The organism is Deltaproteobacteria bacterium (assembly GCA_009929795.1).
Lineage (GTDB): Bacteria > Desulfobacterota > Desulfovibrionia > Desulfovibrionales > Desulfomicrobiaceae > RZZR01.
On record RZZR01000190.1, the window covers coordinates 1 to 3927 of the forward strand.

Below are 3927 nucleotides of genomic sequence, written 5' to 3' on the forward strand. Positions count from 1 at the left end.
ACCCCCAACATCGGGCACCCGCCCCAAGGCCTGACCCGCCCCGGCCATCGCCAAGTTGCGGCTTTGGCAGAGTTCGACTCCGGTCTTAAGCCCGAAAAGGGACGTCTCATCTCCGCTCCGGAAAGGCCGCCTTGCAACGCCGCCCCCTCCGGAAACCATCTTCTCCAGTTCAGCTCCAATGGCCATATACTCGGATTCGCCGAGGCTTCCCTCTACGTCGCAGGCATCGACCGCGTCCTGAAGATGGACTTCGTCGGTGGGCAGCCGGTCCGGCCCATGGCCGAAGGCTCGGGCGCGCCTGCCCAAGGCACTCCCACCCTGGGCACGGTGAGCTATTTCGGAGTGTGGGAAGGCGTGGACGTGGTCTACAGGGCGTCACCGCACGGTATCCTGGAGAGCTTTTATTATCTGGAAAACACACAGGAAGGAACAGCGGACAGCATCCGACTGCGTTACAACCGCCCAGTCAGCCTGGACGGCCAGGGCAACCTGGTCACGGCCTTTGAAAGCGGAAACATGATTGAATCAGCCCCTGTTGCTTGGCAGGAGGTGGACGGCGAGAAGCGCTTTATCCACGCAGCCTTTGTCCTGTCCGGGGATCAGGAGGTCGGCTTCGAGCTTGGTGACAGCCTGCCCGGCATCCCGGTGGTCATTGACCCGATACTGACATGGAACACCTTTATGGTCAGCGGCTTTACCTCGGCATACGCCATTGCACCAGACGACAGAGGCAATGTCTATGTGACCGGCTATGGCTCTTGGCCCTCGGGCAACCCCGTACGCGCCTACACGGCGCAGGGTGACGCCATTGTGGTCAAGTTGAACGGCGTCACCGGGGAGCATATCTGGCATACCTACCTGGGCGGTCATCTCTATGACGTGGGGAATGGAATTGCCGTTGATCAACATGGCGAAGTATATGTGACCGGCACCAGCCGGGCGACCTGGGGCAGCCCGACAAGGCTGTTCACCGCGGGTTACGACGCTTTCGTGGCCGTGCTCCAGGGTGGCACGGGGGAGCTGAAATGGCATACGTTTCTGGGAGGCCTGGCCGATGATTTTGGTAGTGGGATAGCCGTGGATGGTTCTGGAAATTCAGGAAATATTTATGTGACCGGAACCAGCATGGGTTCATGGCACGGAGCCGGTTCTCCGGCTTCACCCTACATTGGGGGAGATGACGCCTTTGTAGCCGCAATCAATAGCGATGGGGGCCTAGAGTGGCACACGTTCGTTGGCGGCGTCGGAACCGACAGGGGCACGGGCATCACCGTGGACTCGGAAGGACACGTTTATATTGCTGGCTCCAGCAACGTCTCCTGGGGGACGCCGATGCGGGCCTATTCCGGGGGGTGGGACGGCTTTGCAGCCATGATCTGGTGGTCAACCGGCGACCGCATGTGGCATACGTTTCTGGGCGGCAGTTATAGCGATCTCGCCACAGCCATTGCCACGGACAACAATAGATACATCTATGTAACCGGATCAAGCGACGCAACCTGGGGCAGCCCGGTGCGACCGCATTCCGGTAGTCCACACGTCAATAGTCGTTACGACGATGCGTTTGCGGCCAAGATTGACGCCTCCCTCGGCAGCCTGGAATGGAATACGTTTCTGGGCGGGGACGGCGAAAATCATGATTACGGGCAGGGGATCGCTGTCCGCGCCGACGGGCATGTCTATGTGGCAGGCCACAGCACAATCACCTGGGGCAATCCGATTCGGGCCTTTTCAGGGATGAAAGACGGTTTTGCGGCTTGGCTCAACACGGTCACCGGTGACCTGGAATGGAACACCTTTCTTGGCGGCATTGAAGACGACGAGGCAGAGGCAATTGCCGTGGACGGCTTCGTGGGGAACTGGATAAACGTTTATGTTGCCGGAAGCAGCAAGGCTTCTTGGGGCAATCCTGTACATAGTTTTAGCGGGTCGCAGATGGCTTTTGCGGCAAGGCACAGCATGATTGGAAGCAATCAGCTCAACGTCAATGTTACCGGCGCCGCCAGTGCTGAAATCGCAGGCAATCCTTCTACGTACGGAGGATGGGCCGACTACGTCCGAACGGGCATACCTATTGGCACCCGCATCACCCTGACCGCGCCCTCCATCAGCGGCACGTCGCTGTTCACATCCTGGACCGGCTGCGACTCAACAGATCAGTCCGCCGGGACTTGTACCGTGACCATCTTGAATTCAGAGACTACAGTGACGGCGCATTATAGCAACCAGGCAATTCCCTGGAAGACTGAAATCGGCGTGATCAATTACGGTCCCCATGGCATGACCGGCACCTTGCACGGCTTCAATGCGACCGGTGGCCAAGTATGGTCGCGTAACGTCATGCTGGATTCTCGTGCCCGCATGGAACTGGACGTGACCACAGTGGCCGGAAGCGCTGCCTCGCTGATCAAGACCATGCGGCTGGACATTACCGACGGCCAGGCCGTGGGCTATCAGAAATTATACCAGGCCGGAAAGTATCGCGTCGGCCTTGAAGCTTCGCCCTTGGCCAATCAGACAAGCCTATACGTTCCGCATATCGCTTCCAACGATGCGTGGTGGACGGGCATCGGCTGGACCAATACCACTTATGGTTCAAAAAATCTTCAGTTTTCCTTTGATAACGGCGCAAGCGCTGCGAAAAGCCTAGCTGGCAATGGACACGATTCCTTTACAATCGCTTCGTTGTTCGACGGTAAGCCCCAGCCCGGCATTGGCGCGGCTAAGGTTTCTGACGGAGCCGGGATGGTCGGCCTGATGGTATTTGGCGGCAAAAATAGTAATATTCTGAGCGGGATCAGTCTGTCCGACGCTACCACCAATGTGCTGCACTTCCCCCATGTAGCCCACGACAAGGAGTGGTGGACCGGCGTGGTGGTGTACAATCCTGGAACCGAGACAGCGGATCTGAGCTTGGCATTCCGGGACAAGGATGGACAGGTTTTGGGCACTGATGTGGCCCAGGCTGGACCGGGACAAAAAATGATCGGCACTCCAGCCACTCTGAACTTCCCGGCAGGCACCGCGTGGTTCACTATCGAATCAACGCAACCCGTGACGGGCTTCGAACTGTTCGGCATGAATAAGGGCAACCAGCTGGCAGGGTATTCCGTAGTGAAGCTGGCCACGACACAAGGCGTCTTCCCCAAGCTGGAACGCCATGGATGGACAGGCATTGCCTTTGTGAACATAGAAGACGCTCCCGCTGTGATCACCTTGGAAGCATGGAGAGACAACGGCAATCAAATTTCGGCCAACGTGTTGAATCTTGGGGCGAACTCCAAGGTGGTGGCTGCACCTAAAGACCTCTTTGCCGGCATGGACATCAACGCAGCAACATATCTCCGTTTCTGGTCCGACAAAGCCTTGGTCGGCTTCCAGCTGAACGGTTCACTCGATGGAACCATGCTCGACGCCATCCCGGCACTGGGATCGGAGATGCATGTTGGAGCAAGCTCGCTGTACTTCCCGCATATCGTGGCGGAATGACGTTCTGTGCATACAGATGCCACTGCAAAAGATACATCTTACCGAACAGAGCCCATGAGCCAAAAATCATGGCTCATGGGCAAGTCCCGTGCCGCGCCGCATTCCGGTCGGCCAAAACCGCAGCCAGAATGGCCTCGGCCGCCCCGGACATCACCTGGATGCCTTCCAGCCGAGGCTCGAAGGGCAGGCGCTGAAGCATCATGGCGTCGGTTTCCTGCCATTGGGGCAGATGGGCCCCAAAAAAATCCGTGCTTACGAAGGGTGTCCACGGCCCAGGGCGCGGCCGGATCGGCTAGATTGACCTGGACCTGCAGAATGCGGCCCTGGTTTTCCCCAGGCCACGCGGACAGGCGCAGACCGAAATCCGAGCCCACGCGACCCACCCGGAACCGTGAAAGCTCGGCCTTCTCTAGGCCGCTCGACTCCATGACGCTCGGC

Annotated in this window: 1 protein-coding gene; it reads left to right on the plus strand. The window is 58.5% G+C overall.

The features are described from left to right. A partial coding sequence (locus EOM25_12840; GenBank protein NCC26061.1) for a hypothetical protein occupies positions 1 to 3489 on the plus strand: 3489 nt, incomplete at its 5' end. Positions 3490 to 3927 lie beyond the last annotated feature (438 nt).